At 44.0% G+C, this 15,803-nt stretch carries 15 protein-coding genes; 8 read left to right on the plus strand and 7 right to left on the minus strand.

What is annotated here, in order from left to right; translation table 11 throughout:
* Positions 1-165: 165 nt before the first annotated feature.
* The 4 genes from BLW54_RS13640 to addA all read left to right on the plus strand — a co-directional run bounded on the left by BLW54_RS13640 (position 166) and on the right by addA (position 8,827).
* Positions 166-813 carry a TVP38/TMEM64 family protein gene (locus tag BLW54_RS13640; RefSeq protein ID WP_074735218.1) on the plus strand — a complete coding sequence of 216 codons (648 nt, stop codon included), beginning with the start codon at positions 166-168 and terminating at the stop codon, positions 811-813.
* 55 nt (positions 814-868) lie between these two features.
* Positions 869-1,405: a signal peptidase I gene (lepB, locus tag BLW54_RS13645; protein ID WP_074735220.1), complete on the plus strand. Its 537-nt coding sequence runs from the start codon at positions 869-871 to the stop codon at positions 1,403-1,405.
* A 202-nt stretch (positions 1,406-1,607) separates the two neighbouring features.
* The gene (gene addB, locus BLW54_RS13650; RefSeq protein WP_074735324.1) at positions 1,608-5,108 is read left to right on the plus strand and encodes a helicase-exonuclease AddAB subunit AddB; all 3,501 of its coding nucleotides are present in this window, start codon (positions 1,608-1,610) and stop codon (positions 5,106-5,108) included.
* Positions 5,108-8,827: a helicase-exonuclease AddAB subunit AddA gene (gene addA / locus BLW54_RS13655; RefSeq protein WP_074735222.1), complete on the plus strand. Its 3,720-nt coding sequence runs from the start codon at positions 5,108-5,110 to the stop codon at positions 8,825-8,827. The genes addB and addA overlap by 1 nt, the downstream gene beginning before the upstream one ends.
* A gap of 274 nt (positions 8,828-9,101) precedes the next feature.
* Here addA and BLW54_RS13660 read toward each other — a convergent pair whose 3' ends face one another.
* The 6 genes from BLW54_RS13660 to BLW54_RS13685 form a co-directional block, all read right to left on the minus strand.
* Positions 9,102-9,320, minus strand: a complete 219-nt coding sequence (locus tag BLW54_RS13660) for a spore germination protein (RefSeq protein ID WP_035510121.1) — start codon at positions 9,318-9,320, stop codon at positions 9,102-9,104.
* Positions 9,321-9,382: 62 nt separating this feature from the next.
* The gene (locus BLW54_RS13665) at positions 9,383-9,775 is read right to left on the minus strand and encodes a spore germination protein GerPE (protein ID WP_392387202.1); all 393 of its coding nucleotides are present in this window, start codon (positions 9,773-9,775) and stop codon (positions 9,383-9,385) included.
* Positions 9,753-9,971, minus strand: coding sequence for a spore germination protein GerPD (locus BLW54_RS13670; RefSeq protein WP_035510122.1), 219 nt, complete (start codon positions 9,969-9,971; stop codon positions 9,753-9,755). The genes BLW54_RS13665 and BLW54_RS13670 overlap by 23 nt, the downstream gene beginning before the upstream one ends.
* Complete coding sequence (gerPC, locus tag BLW54_RS13675) at positions 9,968-10,534, minus strand: spore germination protein GerPC (RefSeq protein WP_035510124.1); 567 nt, start codon at positions 10,532-10,534, stop codon at positions 9,968-9,970. The genes BLW54_RS13670 and gerPC overlap by 4 nt, the downstream gene beginning before the upstream one ends.
* 44 nt (positions 10,535-10,578) lie before the next feature.
* Positions 10,579-10,806, minus strand: coding sequence for a spore germination protein GerPB (locus tag BLW54_RS13680; RefSeq protein ID WP_035510126.1), 228 nt, complete (start codon positions 10,804-10,806; stop codon positions 10,579-10,581).
* An 11-nt stretch (positions 10,807-10,817) separates the two neighbouring features.
* The gene (locus BLW54_RS13685; protein WP_035510128.1) at positions 10,818-11,039 is read right to left on the minus strand and encodes a spore germination protein; all 222 of its coding nucleotides are present in this window, start codon (positions 11,037-11,039) and stop codon (positions 10,818-10,820) included.
* 86 nt (positions 11,040-11,125) lie between these two features.
* Between BLW54_RS13685 and BLW54_RS13690 the strand changes: the two genes are divergently transcribed.
* Genes BLW54_RS13690 through BLW54_RS13700 form a run of 3 tightly spaced genes read left to right on the plus strand, consistent with a single transcriptional unit; the run spans position 11,126 to position 14,036 of the window.
* Positions 11,126-12,316, plus strand: coding sequence for a DUF418 domain-containing protein (locus BLW54_RS13690; RefSeq protein ID WP_074735224.1), 1,191 nt, complete (start codon positions 11,126-11,128; stop codon positions 12,314-12,316).
* Between the two features lie 17 nt (positions 12,317-12,333).
* Complete coding sequence (locus tag BLW54_RS13695; protein ID WP_074735226.1) at positions 12,334-13,533, plus strand: DUF2157 domain-containing protein; 1,200 nt, start codon at positions 12,334-12,336, stop codon at positions 13,531-13,533.
* A complete protein-coding gene (locus tag BLW54_RS13700; protein WP_035510133.1) occupies positions 13,530-14,036 on the plus strand; it encodes a GDYXXLXY domain-containing protein in 507 nt (168 codons plus the stop codon). Before BLW54_RS13695 ends, BLW54_RS13700 begins: the two co-directional genes overlap by 4 nt.
* Before the next feature lie 45 nt (positions 14,037-14,081).
* Here BLW54_RS13700 and BLW54_RS13705 read toward each other — a convergent pair whose 3' ends face one another.
* Positions 14,082-15,278 (minus strand): ornithine--oxo-acid transaminase, encoded by a 1,197-nt coding sequence (locus BLW54_RS13705; RefSeq protein WP_074735228.1) that lies wholly within the window; start codon positions 15,276-15,278, stop codon positions 14,082-14,084.
* Between the two features lie 156 nt (positions 15,279-15,434).
* On the opposite strand from BLW54_RS13705, the gene BLW54_RS13710 reads away from it, so the two are divergent.
* Entirely contained in the window at positions 15,435-15,794 is a 360-nt protein-coding gene (locus tag BLW54_RS13710) for a YisL family protein (protein WP_035510137.1), read from the plus strand.
* The last annotated feature ends 9 nt before the right edge of the window (positions 15,795-15,803 follow it).

Consider the following 15,803-nt stretch of genomic DNA (forward strand, 5'->3'; position numbering starts at 1 on the left):
ATGTATAAGTCTATTTTATGCAAGGGAGTTTTAAGAAAAGGTTGAAAGTGGAAAGATGGGGAAAAGCTAGATGTGTGAACACAAACGGGTAGGCAGAAAGCTTTGTTTTCGATAAAATAAAGAAAAAACAGGCACTGAATGTTAGTGTACTTAAGGAGTCGCATCATGGGTGCAGTGATGGGGAAAATTGATCAATGGCGCAGTTTAGCAGAGAATGACCAATTATTTGATTATATAATTAAACAGCTTGAAGGTTTAGAACGGTTTGGACCGATCCCAGGGATTCTGTTCCCGTTAATCGAAGCATTGCTGCCAATTTTACCTTTGGTCGCATTCGTATTAGCAAATGCTGTCGTGTATGGGTTGTTTAAAGGGTTTCTTTATTCCTGGATCGGAGCTGTTATCGGATCTTTAGGTGTGTTTTTTATTATTCGTCGTTTAGGGGACAAGCGTCTATTCAGGAAGATCACAAGACAAAAACAGGTGAAAAGAGTGACGAGGTGGGTAGAAGAGCATGGGTTTGGACCGCTTTTCCTTTTGATGTGTTTTCCGTTCTCTCCTTCCTCCATTATCAATATCGTTGCAGGATTATCAAGAGTCAGCCGGCAGCAGTTTATCCTTGCTGTTCTTTTAGGGAAAGCCGTGATGATTTTTACGATTGCGTACGTGGGCTCAAGCATTGCTTCCTTTGCACAGAATCCTGTAAAGTCAATTGTGGTTGGAATCTGTATCCTCCTTTTCTGGGTGATTGGGAAGTTTATTGAAAAGAGAGTTCAAATAAAGGTGGAGCAGAAAGCACGCAGTAGGGATTAAGTTTGTCTCATCGAGGGTAAAATGGTTGTAGTATACCACCTGGAGGCAAAACTATATGAAAAAATATCGTAGAGTGACCCGGACGATATTAATCGCACTGCTGTTAGCTTTTGTGTTCCGTTCCTATTTGTTCGCCAGCTATATTGTGGATGGTGAATCGATGGAACCAACACTCAATGATGGAAATTTATTAATGGTTAATAAAGCGGTTTATGATTGGAAGGAAATTGGAAGACAGCAAGTCATCGTTTTTCACGCAAATGAAGAAGAAGATTACGTGAAGCGTGTCATAGGAATCGCTGGAGATGAGATTGCTGTTAAAAGCGATCAGTTGTATATCAACGGAGAAAAGGTGGAGGAAAGTTACCTCGATCCGCTCCGCCCGAGTGACGGCCTTCCGTTTACGAATGACTTTACTTTAGAGGAAGTAACGGGACACGAGACGGTCCCGGAGGGTCATTTGTTCGTTATGGGAGACAACAGGCGTGACAGTCTGGATAGTCGCTATTTCGGGTTGGTGCCGGCAGAGGCGGTCGTCGGAAAAGTCGATGTGCGATACTGGCCGGTTAACCAGCTTGGAGTGCAATTTTAATCAGCCGCCCTATTGGGGCGGTTTTTTAATGGTTTGGGGCGAGCAAGTCACTCCTTTCCTTTTGTTGTTTTAGGAATATTGCAAGCCTTTGAAAGGTGATTCTGGCTAACGTTTTTCTTACCGAATGCAGAAGGCGTCATTTCATCATAACGCAGATAAAAATGATAAAATAGAAAGAGATGGAGAGAAAGGAGCGATCGGTATGGGGTTGCGTTTTTTGCTTGGTCGTTCAGGATCAGGAAAAAGCACACGTTGTTTAAATGAGATTGAAACGAAATTAAAGGATGATCCACGGGGGCCAGCGATTATCTATATTGTTCCGGATCAGATGACCTTCCAGCAGGAGTACGGACTCCTAAAGAGGGAGGGAGTGGAAGGCTCCATCCGAGCACAAGTCTTCAGTTTCTCCAGATTGGCCTGGCGGGTCCTCCAGGAAACCGGTGGAGGAACAAAGAAGTTCATCACATCCACAGGAGTGCAGATGATGCTTCGGAAAATTGTGGAAGAACGTACTTCAGATTGGCGTGTCTTTCAAAAGGCCGTCGAGAAACAGGGATTCATTGAACAGCTTGAAGGGATGATTACAGAGTTCAAACGTTACCGAATTAAGCCGGATGATCTTCATGCACAGATGGACGCTCTTGATCAGTTCGTTCATTCCACGAGCCAGGAACAAGGCCTCCGAGACAAACTTGATGATTTGGGCTACATTTACGATCGACTTGTCGACGCTTTGAAAGAGCAGTACATAGATAGTGAAGATCAATTACAGCTGCTATCAAGTAAGATTCCTGAAGCTGCTTTTTTAGATGGGGCAGAAGTGTATATTGATGGCTTCCACAGCTTTACCCCACAGGAGTATCAGGTCATCGAAACATTACTTAAGAAAGTAGACACCGTTCATCTCACATTGACGACCGAACAGCCGACAGGTGAAGAAAATCAGGAGCTTGATTTATTCCATGAGACGAAACAAACGTATCTGGATTTGAAAAAGGTGGCAGAAGAAGCGGGGGTTCCTATAGAGGGTGTGGAAATTCTTGACCATACCGCAGGGCGGATGAAAGATCGGCCAGCACTCAGACATTTAGAGAAGTATTATGATGTCCGCCCAGCGGAGGCTTTTAAAGGGGAGGTTCCGATTCAGATAGCAGAGGCTGTCCACCCCCGTGCAGAAGTCGAAGGGGTGGCTCAGGAAATCCTCCATCTTGTTCGTGATGAAGGCTATCGTTTTAAGGATATAGCTATTTTAATGCGTGAGCCCGAGGTCTACCATAGTTTGATTGAAACGCTGTTTGATGATTATGAGATTCCAGTATTCATTGATGAGAAGAGGACAATGCTTAACCATCCAATGATTGAGCTTGTCCGTTCTGGTCTCGACGTTGTGGAAGGGAACTTTCGTTATGACGCTGTCTTCCGGTTATTGAAAACGGGTTTCATTCCAGCGACCGATCGTCAATACCCGCTCACGGAAGACGCTATTGATGAACTTGAAAACTATGTGCTTGAATATGGGATTCGCGCCCGTACCCAGTGGTTTTCGAATGAACCCTGGATTTATCAGCGTTTTCGTGGATTTGAACAGTCCGCCCAAACAGATGAGGAAAAAGCGAAGCAGACAAGAATCAATGCTTATCGCGAACAGGTACGGCAGGCCTTGCAATTGTTTGATGAAGACTTGCGGGCCGCTGAGACCATAGAGGAAAGGGCACGCATCATTTACTTATGGCTGGAGGGGCTGAGAGTCCCGGATCAGCTTGAGTCCTGGCGGAATTTTTATGATGAAAAAGGGGAAATTGAACGCGGGCGAGAGCAGGAACAAGTATGGGATGATTTTTTACAGTTGCTTGATGAGATGGTCGAAATGGCAGGCGAGGAAAAAATGTCCTTGCAAGTCTTTCGTAATACAATCGATAGTGGATTAGAGTCCCTAACCTTTGCTCACGTGCCGCCAAGTATGGATCACGTCATCGTTGGGAGTGTTGATCGTTCAAGGATGACGGGGATTAAGGCGTCGTTTCTTCTAGGTGTAACGGACGGAATGTGGCCGATGAAGCCACCGAGTGAAGGGATGATTTCTGAACAGGAACGTTCATTATTAGCAGAGCACGGACTTCAGCTCGCTAACGGCAGTAACCGGCAGCTGCTTGATGACCGTTTTTATGTGTATTTGGCCTTGACGATGCCTGCTGATAAACTATGGATCAGCTATCCACTCAGCAATGAAGAAGGAAAATCGAAGGTTCCTGCTACCCTCATCCAGCGTATAGAGGAATTATTTCCTTCTACTCAAAACCATGTGCTTTTACAGGATCCCGATGATTTGTATGAAGCTACACGTTTCATAACGAATCCTCATAAAACAAGGTCGGCGCTCACCTCCCAATTTGCACGCTATTTAAAAGGGTATAAGATGGAGCCGGTCTGGTGGGCATTGCTCAATTGGTATATAGACCATGAACCGTCGGATGGGATGACGAGTAAGGTTCTTAAAAGTCTGTTTTACCAGAACAAACCTGTGCAGTTATCGAAAGAGACAACTGGAAGACTATTTGACAAGCAGGTGAAAACAAGTGTTTCACGTCTGGAGACGTATCATCGTTGTTCCTATCAATACTTTGCTCAGCATAGTCTGGGTTTGGAAGAGAGACGGACGTACAAACTTGATGCACCGGATATAGGGCAGCTTTTCCATGAAGCACTTAAACAGATTACCGAATGGGTCCAGGCTGAAGGGCGTGACTTTTCACAACTAAAACGTCAGGAAACAGATCGCTATGCAGAGAGAGCAACGAACGAGCTGGCACCGATTTTGCAAAACCAAATCTTGAAAAGTTCAAATCGTTATCAATATATCCAGAGGAAGCTGCAACAAGTCATTGCAAGGGCAGCCTTTGTTTTAAGTGAGCAGGCGAGAAAAAGCCAATTCTCACCTGTTGGACTGGAACTTGGTTTTGGAACAGGGGGCGATGCAAAGCTTCCACCGCTTTCGTTCGATTTGCCAAACGGATATGAATTAATGTTACGGGGGCGCATTGACCGGGTGGATAAAGCTTTATCTGAAGAGGATTTGTTCCTGAGAATTATTGATTACAAGTCGAGCAGCAAAGGATTAAGTCTTGTTGATGTTTTCTATGGCCTCTCCCTGCAGATGCTTGCCTATTTAGATGTGGTGTTGACGAATGCAGAATATTGGCTTGGAAAGCATGCCTCGCCTGCAGGTGTTTTGTATTTCCATGTTCACAACCCAATGATCACAGGGAAACAGTTGCTTAAAGATGAGCAAATTGAAGAAGAGATCTTCAAAAAGTTCAAAATGCAGGGGGTGCTGCTGGAAAATGAACGCGTCGTCCAGATGATGGATACAGGACTTGATAAAGGCTATAGCCAGATTGTACCCGCCGCATTGAAAGCGAAGGGCGGATTTTATAAAAGTTCGAAAACAGCTGATGAAGAACGGTTCGAGCAGTTGAAGCTATATATCCGTGATTTGATGACAGAAGCAGGAACAAGAATAACGGATGGTAAAGTTGACCTCGATCCGTTTCAGAAAAACCAGCAAGTCGCCTGTGAAGTTTGTTCTTATCGTTCGGTTTGTCAATTTGATCCGACTCTCGAAGAACACAATTATCGCAAATTGCAAGAAATGAAAGATGAAGATGTACTAGAAAAACTGACGAAGCGAGAGGGGGATGCGTAATGGTCAGCTGGACAAAAGAACAAGAACGAGCGATCTACTCACATGGCTCTAATATTCTCGTGGCAGCGGCTGCTGGTTCTGGGAAAACAGCCGTACTGGTGGAGCGGATTATACAAAAACTGCTGCATAAAGATGACCCGGTGGATATCGATTCATTGCTTGTCGTCACTTTTACAAACGCAGCGGCACAGGAAATGAGAAACCGTGTCGGACAGGCATTGGCGAAAGCCCTGGAAGAAAATCCGGGGTCTCATCATTTGAAGAAGCAGCTTTCCTTGTTACAGAATGCTTCCATCTCAACACTGCACTCGTTTTGTATGGAGGTGGTGCGACGGTACGCCTATTTGTTAGACCTTGATCCTGGCTTCAGAATTGCAGATACAGTGGAATCAGATTTGATTCAACAAGAAGTTTTGGAAGATCTTTTTGAAGAATGGTATGGGAAGGAAGGGACAGAGCAACAACGTTTTTTTGACGTTGTGGAACGTTTCTCCAGCGACCGCAGCGATTTAGATGTCGAGAAACTGGTGTTGGACCTTTATACGTTCGCTACTCAAAATCCGTGGCCGGATGTTTGGATCGATCAAATGGTGGAGATGTATAACGTCAAGGATGTCGAAAATGAAGCTGACTTGCCATGGCTCAATCTTTTAAAACAAGAGGTAACCAGTCAGTTAAAAGCGATGGAAACAGAAGCACGACAAGTGCTTGAGCTTACTCTTGAGCCCGAAGGGCCTTATGCGTACGGAGAAACAGCGGAGTCGGATTTAGAATTAATCCAGCAGGCCAAAGGAGCTCTTGCCCATTCCTGGACAGAAATGCAGAACTTTATGGCTGGGCAGAAGTTCGCAACATTATCTCGAAAAAAAATGGACTGTGATGCTGATAAGAAGGAACAGGCGAAGAAGATCCGCGATCGTTATAAAAAACGCTGGAATGAAGTTCGGGACGAATGGTTTTCGCGTTCGCTCGACAGTTATTTAAAAGATATGCAGGATCTATATCCAGTCATGGAGCAGCTGGCCATCATCGTGAAAGACTTCAAGACACGATACGAACAGTTGAAAAAAGAAAAAGCCATCGTTGATTTTTCTGACCTGGAGCACTATTGTCTGCAAATTTTGCTTGATGAAACAGCGACACCTGGTGATCTTGTTCCTTCTGCTGTGGCAGAAAGCTTTCAACAACAGTTCTCTGAAGTGTTGATTGATGAATATCAGGATACAAACCTTGTGCAGGAAACCTTGCTGAGACTTCTTACAGAAGGGGAAGGTGCTGGTCATTTGTTCATGGTCGGAGATGTCAAGCAGAGCATTTATCGCTTTCGACATGCAGAACCCTCGTTATTCCTTAATAAATACAAACGTTACGACAGTGAAGAGGAACAGGGGGAACGAATAGATCTTGCTCGAAACTTTCGAAGCCGTAAGCAGGTACTAGATGCAACGAACTACATTTTCCGTCAAGTGCTTGATGAAGAAGTCGGGGAAATGGAATATGAAAAGGATGCAGAACTCATCTACAGCAACAAAATTTATGATGAACTGACGGCAGATGACGCGGATGCGGAACTTTTCCTTATTGACCGTGAATCCCAAGAAGGGGAAAGCGAAGAGGACGAAACTTATAAGGATTTGGAAAAAGCACAGCTGGAAGCCCGTGCCTACGGGAAGATGATTAGAAAGTGGCTTGGTTATGAAGGGAGTGCCCCCCTTCAGGTAGTGGACAAAGAAACAGAGACGAAACGGCCATTACAATACCGGGATATTGTTATTCTGATGCGATCCATGACATGGGCACCGACCATTGTTGAAGAACTGAAGCAGCAGGGCATTCCTATTTATGCAGAACTGTCTACAGGATATTTTGAAGCCATCGAAATTAAAATCATGCTCAGTCTCTTGAAGGTTATTGATAATCCGATGCAGGATATCCCGCTTGCTTCCGTGCTCAAATCTCCCATTGTTGGTCTTAATGAAGACGAGCTCGCTCAAATACGGCTGGTGAAAAAGCGAGCGACTTACTATGAAGCCATGCAGGCTTATAAGGTGAAGAATGAACTCGGACATAAAATAGATGGTTTTCTTGGGCGATTGAGAAGCTTCCGTGAACGTGCGAGACAGGGAGCTTTGTCTGAACTTATTTGGGAAATATTCCGCGAAACGGGCTATTATGATTTTGTTGGAGGAATGCCTGGGGGACGTCAACGCCAGGCGAACTTGAGGGCCTTATATGATCGAGCCCGTTCGTATGAAACAACAACCTTCCGGGGTTTATTCCGTTTTCTCCGTTTTATTGAACGGATTGAAGAGCGCGGAGACGACCTTGGTGCGGCTAGGGCTCTTGGGGAGCAGGAAGACGTTGTGCGCATCATGACGATTCACAAGAGTAAGGGGCTGGAGTTTCCAGTCGTCATCCTTGGCGCTATGGACAAACAATTCAACATGATGGATTTGAAGAATCGATATTTGCTTCATAAAGATTATGGATTTGGGTCTCGCTATATTAACCCTGAAAAAAGGCTTATGTATCCTACCCTTGCTTACCATGCCTTGAAGGAGGCAAAACGTCGGGAACTCCTTGCCGAAGAAATGAGAGTCCTTTATGTTGCCTTAACAAGAGCAAAGGAAAAACTTGTCATGGTCGGTAATGTTGCATCCTTTGAAAAGAAACAGGAGAAATGGCAGACATTCGTTGATGCTCGGGACTGGGTGCTTCCTCCTCATGATCGTTTAGAAGCAAAATCCTATCTGGACTGGGTGGGACCGGCCCTTATCCGACACAAGCATACAGAAGATCTCAGAGGAGATATCGAAGTCATGACAGCAGAGGAGATTCACTATGATGAGTCTCAATGGCGTGTACACATTGCACACGGAAGTGAGTTCGCCGTTCTGGATGAAGTGAAAGAGCAACGTGATGAGCAGCTGCAGGAAGCGGTAGAACAATGGAAGACGGTTCCCATAGGTGAAGAAGTCGACAAGTCCCTTGTGGAACGACTGGATTTTGAGTATCCGCATCGAAAGGCTGCCTCCACACGTGCGAAACAAACCGTGACGGAAATTAAGCGGCAACGGGAAACGAAAGACGAATATTCAAGTGATCAATTGCTAATTCCATACCGTGCTCCCATTGTAAAGCGGCCTCGTTTTATGCAGGAAGAGAAGCAGTTGACGGCAGCGGAGCGCGGGACAGCCATGCATACAGTAATGCAGCACCTGCCATTTACAAAAGTGTGGACGTCTCCTGACGTAGAGGAGTATGTCGAGCATTTAGTGATTAAAGAAATCCTGCGAAGAGAAGAAGCGGATGTCATTGATTTTCAAGCCATTGCCGATTTCTTTCAAACGGATATTGGTGCTTATGTACTGAAAACAGACCGTATAGAGCGTGAAGTTCCATTTAGCCTTACCCTCCCAGCAAATGAAGTCTATGCTGAATGGGAGGAGCAAACAGATGAGCAAGTCTTCATCCAAGGGGTCATTGACACCATGATTCCATATGAGGATGGCTGGCTGATCTTAGATTATAAGTCGGATACGGTTCCTGAAGAGGCCCAAGGGGTAGAAAGTAAATTAGCAGACCGTTACCGAACACAGCTCCGCTTATATCAGACAGCTTTAGAAAAAATATGGAAGCAGCCGGTACGGAAAAGCTGTTTGTACTTCTTTGATGGATCACTTGCTGTGGAAGTCGATACTGATCGAGGAAACATGTAATTTGTGTTACTAATCACCGCTGATCGGTGAAAACGATGAAGCCCCATTTAAAAATAAGACTGTACACCGTTTTTTAAGCTTGTAGAGAAAGAAGGTTATATTTCTCTACAAGCTTTTTTTGGGGGACATCATCCCTGAGCTTCGAACCTAAACAGAAAAGTTCCTTTCTTAAATAGGACCAAAGGGAACAGATTTCGGTTATCTGCGTTTTGAGAGACGGCTTTATGATAGCTGCAAACTTAAGAGAGCGCCTCTAAAAGTGAGACGCTCTTTCTTAAGCATTGGCTGTTATATTCTGATCGGCAACGTCAGGATCAAAAGGGTTCGTGGAGCTGAGTCCGTTATTTGTAATAATCCAGTTTCCTGTATTCAGTGCTCCTGATCCGGCATTCGTTTTGGAGGTGGATTTTGGAGACAAATAAAAGGAGTCTCCGAAGTTTACCACACCACCACCAACGCTGTTGATGCTGATAGGTCCGACAATAGCCGGCATCGTAATCGCCTCCCTTTGGTGCGATTCAAGCATTATAGTTACAGACTATGCAGGTTGGGCATTTAATGTTCTTCTTCTTCAAGAAGGCGAAAATGTTTTGTATAGTTGATGGCGTTTATATGTTCAATGCCGCCTATCTGGAATACACTAGCCGTTGAGACACCGAGGACACGTATGCTGTCTACTTGAATGGGACGGTTTTGATACGTATAGGATTGAATTTCCACAGGAGCAAGCGGGGGTGTGCTTTTTAGTGAAAAGATGGAGTAGTCCTCAAAATTGAAAACGTCTGACTGGACTCCCCCCTCTCTTTGAACAGCTAAAATTTTAGAGAAAGGAGCAGCACGATAAACGTCACCGATTTCTAAAATAGATCCAATGGTTAAAGACTGGGTCTCCATTTCGTCAACATAGACCATCCGTTTTATCATGCTACCTGTTTTCACTGCCTTCATCTTCTTCCATATTCACATAGGCCTGTTCTTCTGTTTGGGCTTCTGGATGAATGATTAAAGATTCTGGAGGTGTATCAAAAAAAGATTGCAGCCTCACGGTTTTGTTGTCTCCCACTAAAAATAAGGAAGAACCGGAAACACCTGTTACACGGATATGCCCAACATGTAGGCCGTAATTATGAACAATATGGTTCATTCATCACCATCTCCTTCAAAAGTTTCGAAGTATTGAGCTATTGAGTGTTGAATCTCCGTTTGAATTTGATGGAAGATTTCCTCCGGCGGGGCTTCTGGTTTTTGCCCCCGGTAATATTCCATTCGCTGGGGCAATTGTTTGCGAATATCTGCAATCATACGCTCTTTATGATTTTCACTCACTTGAATATCGTGGTCCCGCACATATTGATTCATCCACCCTGGGATATCAGAAGTCATATATTCTTGGAGAAAATGAAGCGCCTGATCATCTGTCTTCGGCAACTGTGTATTTGGGGTGTTCTGTTGTTTGCTATATAGATCACTAATGTCAGATAGCTCGGATCCATTTGGGGTCAGGCCGATTTGCAGGGTCCCTTCGAGCGTCTCGATTTTCAGTTGGTCAAAGTGATATTCGATTTTTTCGATGACTGTCTTTGGCGGTTGTTCAACAGATTGTAGATCCTTGATTTTTTTTTGTAATTGGTCAATCGTTTTCTGCTGTTGTTGCAGTTGATTCATCATTTGTTGAATCCACGATTGCCAAGAATGGTATTGGTTCAAGTGCGCTCACCCCCTAATCTATCTTTATGAGGGAAAGGAGGGGTCTATGTTATAGAAAGTGGGACCAGCGTGCCGGTACCAGCTTCGGGAATGTCGACTTCCCCCTCTTTTGGCAGTGCTTCAGGGGCAGGTTCCGTATAACCGCCAGTATTGTAAAGGTCGGCTTTTGCTTGAATCACCCCTGAACTGCCAATTTGTACGATGGACGAGCTGGCCACCGTACCAATACGCAGAAAGTGGATATAAATCGACTGATGGACAGTGAGATTCATAGATAAACCTCCTAGTCGTTATTAACAACTGACTGATCGAACACTTCTGAATCATTGATGAAGGTGTTCGCGCGATTTAGCCTCACCCGTATGCCATCACCCGTGTTAAATGAGCCACCACCAGCAAAGGTCTTTGCTGAGGCATGCGGGGACATATTATAGACATCACCGATATTAAAAATACTTGATGATGAAAGGGTGAGTACTTTGACGGCTCCGACTTTTGCTGGCATAACGAAAACTCCTTTCTATAGTTTATGAAACTTCATTGTCTAAATGACGGAAGAACAGTAAAATAACGATTATAGGGGGAATACATATGAAAATAAAAGGTGCACCTCTTCGTGAATCGGAACGACTTGACTGGGTAGATGCTGCAAGGGGCCTTGCCATTCTTGGTATCTTCATGGTCAATGTACCGGCGTTCAACGCTCCGTATTTTTTATATGGCGGGGCAGGAGAATATTGGTCATCACCTCTCAGTCATACCATACAAAAGCTTATCGATATCTTTTTCCAAGCCAGTTTTTATACATTGTTTTCATTTATGTTTGGTTTTGGAATTCAAATGATGAAAGACCGCCTTGAAGAAAAGCGAATGGCTTACCAACCTGTCATAGTAAGGCGATTGTTTGTGCTTACGGGATTTGGACTTATCCATGCGTTCTTACTTTGGCATGGGGATATCCTTCTTTCCTATGGAGTACTGGGTTTTAGTTTGCTGTTTTTTTTCAAAGTGAATCCGAGTACGCTGTTAACGTGGGCCTTTGGAATGCTCGCTTTTCTTGTACTTCCGCTTACCTTTTCGCTTTATTTGATTCGTAATCAAATCCAAGGGATCATACACCGGCCTGCGATTCAAGAGGCTCTCCAAAATTACTCCAATGGTTCTTTTTTGGATATATGGAGTCAAAACGTGAATGATTGGATTTACGCGAACCAATGGGGGAACCTTCCTTTTCTTGCCTTGAGTCTAATCCCGATGTTTTTGTTTGGAATGTATTTTTGCCGTCAGCGGCTGTTACATGATCCGGATGTCCATCTAGGTTCCATAAAGAAGATCTGGGCGCTTACTGGTTTGCTGTTCTTTGTTTTTAAAGCAGGGCCACACCTATACGGAAACCCGGAATGGTTCCAACTTGCCCAGGATAGTATCGGGGGTTCCGCCTCGGCTATTTTTTATGTCTTATCTATTACTCTATTGTTTCGGATATCAATTGGTGCCCGTCTTATTCATCCTTTAACTTGGGTGGGAAGGATGTCGCTTTCGAATTACATTTTACAGTCTATTATAAGTTTTTTCCTCTTTTATTCTGTAGGACTGGGGTGGTATGGAGAGGTTTCTCCCACAGGGAACGTGGTAATTGTTGCTGTGGTTTTCACACTCCAGACTTTTGCAAGTAAGGCCTGGTTGAAGAAGTTTCGCTATGGTCCGTTGGAATGGTTATGGCGGACATTGACGTATGGAAAGAAGCAGCCGATGAAACGTAAGAAAAAGGCGGCTTCATAACGAAGGGGGCAGACGTCTTGAACCGTGATCATCTTGTAAAAGAAAGTAAAAAATGGGTAGAAGAAGCCATTATCAGTGAAGATCAACGTGAACAATTAATGGAACGCTATCCGAAAAAACAAAATAAACCCATGTTGTTAACTTTTGCAGCACTTTTTATCGGTCTTGGTTTTTTGACTTTCGTTGCATCCAATTGGTCGTATTTAACGGATTTCGGAAGAATGGCAATCCTGATATTTTCCATGACGGCATTTTATCTGGCAGGGGACTGGGTGTATCGGAGAAAATCAAATCGAGTAGGTATCAGTCTTATTCTAGTAGCGTTTGTCATTTTCGGATCGAGCATTTTTCTTGTTGGCCAAATGTATCACTACACTTCATTCAGTGCGTTTCCATTCTTTTTGTGGTCGCTTGTCGGTTTGGGATTGCTCTTTCTTTTCAAAGACGCTTCTTTTTTCTATGCGACACTTATAGTTGTGACTATAGGGCAGTTTTATAGTGGGATCGTATATCAACATTTTCATATATGGCTGGGGCTTTTGTTCTTCATTGGATTAGGCTGGGTGGTGGTAAAGTCACGTCATATCCCTCAACTGTCTGCATTTGCAATCAGTTATGTGGTTCATGCTATTATCCTCGTTTTCAGTGAAGGAATGCCATACTACTGGTTGATTGTCTTATTCCTGCTTCTCTATGTGGTGGAGGATTTCTTTATTAAAAGTGGAAGTCTGCGAGTGTTTAAAACCCTTAGTATGCTGTCTGTATTCTTAATGCTAATCTTCCAAGTCTTTTTCCTTGGGAATGAATATGTAGGGGAGCTTACTGAATCATCGCTTTACTTCTTTCTTGCGTGGGCCGTTTTGTTCGTATTCTCTGTCGTACGATTGGCTATGAGTTCGACTAACTATTATTGGATTGACCTTTTATTATTTGTTCCCGTGTTCAGGTTTGAGTTCGGAGATGGGCTTTCGTTACTTATCTTATTTCTATACGCGCTGTTTTGGCTGATTTCCGGTTATCATCAGGAAGTTTCCCGCTGGGTGAATAAAGGTACAATCGCTTTCCTTTTGACAACATTTATTGCCTACTTCCAACTCGCCTGGGATTTCATGGACCGCTCATTATTCTTTTTCATCGGTGGTGTTTTATTATTTGCGCTCAGTTACTTTCTTGAGAAAAAAAGACGGACTATGCAGAGAGGAGGGGGAGAGAAATGAAACAGCGCAGGTGGTTCTTCTATGCTCTGGTTTTCCTTCAACTCTTATTTCTTATTCTTATGTCCGTTTCCTACTATGCTATGGATTTATGGGGGAAAACAATTACACTCAAGACGGCCCCTGTTGACCCACGTGACCCCTTTTACGGTGATTATGTAAGACTGAATTATGATATTGAACAAATTCCCGAAGAAAAATGGAAAGGGGAAGAAACGGTGGACAGAGGCGAGAAGGTATTCCTGCTATTAGAAGAAAATGAAGAGGGTATATATGAACTTGTGGAAGCTTCTACAATCTGGCCGGAAAAGTCCGATGGCCAGGTCGTCTTATCCTCAAAATATCAAACATCAGCCTCCGCGTTGGACCAATATCAGGTGGATATTGGTTTGGGGAAATATTACATTGAAGAGAATACAGGGGCAATTTGGGAACAGCGGGAAGAACGCACGGTTGAAGTGGTTCTTGCGCCCTGGAAGCAAAAGAAAATTGTGTCGCTTAAATAAAATGAAAACGGCACCCCAATCAAGGGGTGCTGTTTCTAATGATGCTTAGCTCAAAACGGCTTTAATTTGCCCAATGGCCCAATCGAGGTCCTCTTTTTTTATCACAAGTGGGGGAGCGAAACGGATGACGTTTTCGTGAGTCTCCTTACAAAGTAAGCCTTTTTCTTTTAGTTCTTCACAATATTTACGGGCTGGCTCTGTCATTTCGACGCCGATAAAGAGCCCTTTGCCCCGTACCTCTTTAATCTTCGGGTTTTCGATGGATTTTAGTTCCTGCATCATATAATTTCCAAGCTCAAGGGAGCGTTCTGTTAATTTTTCTTCTTCAATGACATCAAGGGATGCAACAGAAACGGCACATGCAAGTGGGTTTCCACCAAATGTGGAGCCGTGGGACCCAGGATTAAAGACACCAAGGACTTCCCTGTTCGCAACCACACAAGAAATTGGGAATACACCGCCTCCTAAGGCTTTCCCGAGGATTAGCATATCAGGGCTTACGCCTTCCCAGTCACAAGCGAACATTTTCCCGCTACGACCCAGTCCCGCTTGAATTTCATCAGCGATGAACAGGACATTGTTTTCTTTACATACTTCATAAGCTTCTTTCAAGAAGCCCTCTGGCGGCATAACAATGCCTGCTTCTCCTTGAATCGGTTCGAGCATAAAACCGGCTGTGTTTTCTGTTATTGCTTCTTTTAAAGCATCAATATCCCCGTAAGGGACAAGCTTGATGCCAGGAAGCATTGGCCCAAAACCGCGTTTATATTCCTGTTCGGAAGAAAGGGAGACGGCTGTCATTGTCCGGCCGTGGAAGTTTCCTGTGCAGGCGATAATTTCTGCTTTATCCTCTTTGACTTTCTTCACATCATAGGCCCAGCGTCTCGCTGCTTTAATGGCGGTCTCGACTGCTTCAGCCCCTGTGTTCATCGGAAGTGCCATTTCTTTGTTTGTCAGTTTGCAGATTTTTTCGTACCAAGGTCCAAGCTGATCATTATGAAATGCCCGTGATGTTAACGTTACACGGTTCGCTTGATCTGTCAGCGCCTGAATAATCTTCGGATGACGGTGGCCCTGGTTTACGGCGGAGTATGCGCTTAACATATCCATGTAACGGTTTCCTTCAGGGTCTTCCACCCAGACACCTTCAGCTTTGGCAATTACAATCGGAAGTGGATGGTAGTTCTTCGCTCCGTATTCCTGTGTTTGGTCGATAATGTTCTGACTACTGATTACAGACATGCTATCCCTCCATTTACATTTCAGTGTTTCATTATTATAACAGGTTTCGGCACTATTTTCTTAATAATAAGAAAATAGCACACCTAACATATCGATAGGAAACTTGATATTAGTCGTGGTATCATAGCCATAGACTCATATAAAAGGAGGAAAACGATGGCGCACTTACATATCACTTCCTGGGTTATTGCTTTTGTGCTTGTCGCACTTGTGACAACGTTCACCCGCAATGGCAATGAGAAAGCGGCAAAGATTTCTCACATGATTCTTCGTCTCTTTTATTTGCTTATTCTTTACTCTGGAGGTTCTCTGTTTGCAAGTTACGCTGTATATAGTCCATTAATCATTATTAAATTGCTTGTTGGTTTATGGACCGTAGCAGCTATGGAAATGGTCACAGTCAAGTATAAGAAAAAGAAACCGGCGGGCATCTGGTGGGCCCAGCTATTGATCGCTGGCATCATTGCGATCATTTTAGGTTTTGGTTTCCTAGGTGCTGGAGTATTGCCGGCATAAAAAATAACG

The sequence above is a fragment of the Halobacillus karajensis genome (genome assembly GCF_900108515.1).
In the GTDB taxonomy this organism is placed as follows: domain Bacteria; phylum Bacillota; class Bacilli; order Bacillales; family Halobacillaceae; genus Halobacillus; species Halobacillus karajensis.

Excerpts from the sequence above, each read along its gene's own strand:
- BLW54_RS13710 (WP_035510137.1), top strand. The coding sequence starts at position 15,435 with ATGGCGCACTTACATATCACTTCCTGGGTTATTGCTTTTGTGCTTGTC.
- BLW54_RS13680 (WP_035510126.1), bottom strand. The coding sequence starts at position 10,806 with ATGAATCTCACTGTCCATCAGTCGATTTATATCCACTTTCTGCGTATT.
- BLW54_RS13690 (WP_074735224.1), top strand. The coding sequence starts at position 11,126 with ATGAAAATAAAAGGTGCACCTCTTCGTGAATCGGAACGACTTGACTGG.
- BLW54_RS13670 (WP_035510122.1), bottom strand. The coding sequence starts at position 9,971 with ATGAACCATATTGTTCATAATTACGGCCTACATGTTGGGCATATCCGT.
- lepB (WP_074735220.1), top strand. The coding sequence starts at position 869 with ATGAAAAAATATCGTAGAGTGACCCGGACGATATTAATCGCACTGCTG.
- BLW54_RS13640 (WP_074735218.1), top strand. The coding sequence starts at position 166 with ATGGGTGCAGTGATGGGGAAAATTGATCAATGGCGCAGTTTAGCAGAG.
- addB (WP_074735324.1), top strand. The coding sequence starts at position 1,608 with ATGGGGTTGCGTTTTTTGCTTGGTCGTTCAGGATCAGGAAAAAGCACA.
- BLW54_RS13665 (WP_392387202.1), bottom strand. The coding sequence starts at position 9,775 with ATGAAGGCAGTGAAAACAGGTAGCATGATAAAACGGATGGTCTATGTT.
- BLW54_RS13685 (WP_035510128.1), bottom strand. The coding sequence starts at position 11,039 with ATGCCAGCAAAAGTCGGAGCCGTCAAAGTACTCACCCTTTCATCATCA.
- BLW54_RS13705 (WP_074735228.1), bottom strand. The coding sequence starts at position 15,278 with ATGTCTGTAATCAGTAGTCAGAACATTATCGACCAAACACAGGAATAC.
- addA (WP_074735222.1), top strand. The coding sequence starts at position 5,108 with ATGGTCAGCTGGACAAAAGAACAAGAACGAGCGATCTACTCACATGGC.
- BLW54_RS13660 (WP_035510121.1), bottom strand. The coding sequence starts at position 9,320 with ATGCCGGCTATTGTCGGACCTATCAGCATCAACAGCGTTGGTGGTGGT.
- BLW54_RS13700 (WP_035510133.1), top strand. The coding sequence starts at position 13,530 with ATGAAACAGCGCAGGTGGTTCTTCTATGCTCTGGTTTTCCTTCAACTC.